The 1,589-nt window shown below is 51.0% G+C and carries 1 protein-coding gene; it reads right to left on the reverse strand.

The window, feature by feature from the left end; genetic code table 11:
• Window positions 1-1,589 (reverse strand): X2-like carbohydrate binding domain-containing protein (locus tag AC1DWB_RS34790; protein WP_477545636.1); only part of this gene is annotated, 1,589 nt, incomplete at both ends.

Here is a 1,589-nt window from a genome sequence, read left to right on the forward strand (position 1 = left end):
CAGTTTGATCATTCCGTCCCAATTAGCAGGAGCTGTAATTTTCGTTCCMTCTGGRATCGTAATACTCACAATACCTAATGAAGTAGCCGCTTGTACTTCGATTAACGGAAGCGTCGCTTCTTTGTTAGATCCCACCGTTACCGGGGTGACGGCCACATTTGCGTTCTTTACGCCTAAGGGAACGGTGATCGTTACCGCTGTGCTCGGCGTTACTAGTATCGGTGTTGCAGAATCAGCCGTCAATGCTGTGGCTCTTTGAATGGTTAGGCTATATATTTGGGTTGTTAAACCGTCTTCTGCCGTCACTGCAATCTTGACCACGTTACTGCCTATGCTCAGCGGAAGCGATGAGGACGCCGTTTCGCTCGTCAACGTGATGGGACCACTTACCAGCGCACCGCTGCTGTTATATACGCTCGCGGTCACAGTGCCAAACATGGTATTAGCTACCGTCGGGGTTACCTTGATTCCGCTCACGCTGTTCCCCACGCTTACTGTGTAGCTGGACGTGCCTGACACGAACATCGGATTTAAGCTCCCGCTCGACAAAGTCAAGTTGCTCAAATCAGCGTTCGAGCTCGGCGTCGTATCATTTACCGTGATCGCAAGCGTCTGCGTTGCTCCGCCGCTGAACGTGAACGTCAAGTTTGTCGTGCCCACTACCTGACCCGCCAAGTACGCTTTCAGAATGGTTACCGTGTTGCCCGTAACGGTATAATCCGTTCCAGACGTTAGCGGCGTTATGCCGTTCGCGATACTCGCTAGTATATTTCCATTCAATGTCATCGTTGTCTTCACGTCTAACTGGGCAGACTCTTTCTTATCGAAGCTGGCGATCTGGGGGCTGATCGTGCTGTTGCCCGGTGTCGTATCACTTACCGTGATCGCAAGCGTCTGCGTTGCTCCGCCGCTGAAAGTGAACGTCAAGTTTGTCGTGCCCACGACCTGACTCGCCAAGTACGCTTTCAGAATGGTTACCGTGTTGCCCGTAACGGTATAATCCGTTCCTAGCGTTAGTTGCGACATGCCGTTCGCGATACCCGTTAGTGTATTTCCACTCAATGTCATCGTTGTCGTCACGTCTAACTGAGCGGACTCTTTCTTATCAAAGCTTGCAATCAGGGGGCTGATCGTGCTGTTACCCAGTGTCGTATCACTTACCGTGATCGCAAGCGTCTGCGTTGCTCCGCCGCTGAAAGTGAACGTCAAGTTTGTCGTGCCCACTACCTGACTCGCCAAGTACGCTTTCAGAATGGTTACTGTGTTGCCCGTAACGGTATAATCCGTTCCAGACGTTAGTGACGTTATGCCATTCGCGATACTCGTTAGTGTATTTCCACTCAATGTCATCATTGTCGTCACGTCTAACTGGGCAGACTCTTTCTTATCGAAGCTTGCGATCAGGGGGCTGATCGTGCTATTGTTTGTGCCATCAATGACGGTCACATTGTTTGAACCACCATTGGAGACATAGATTTTGTTCGTTTCGGGATTCACCGCTACTGCTCCAGGCCCAGTTCCCGCAGATACCGTCGTTGTCGTGTTGCTCGCACCGTCAATGACGGTCACGTTGTTTGAATTCCTATTGG

This window comes from Paenibacillus sp. P4_E11 (genome assembly GCF_056401635.1).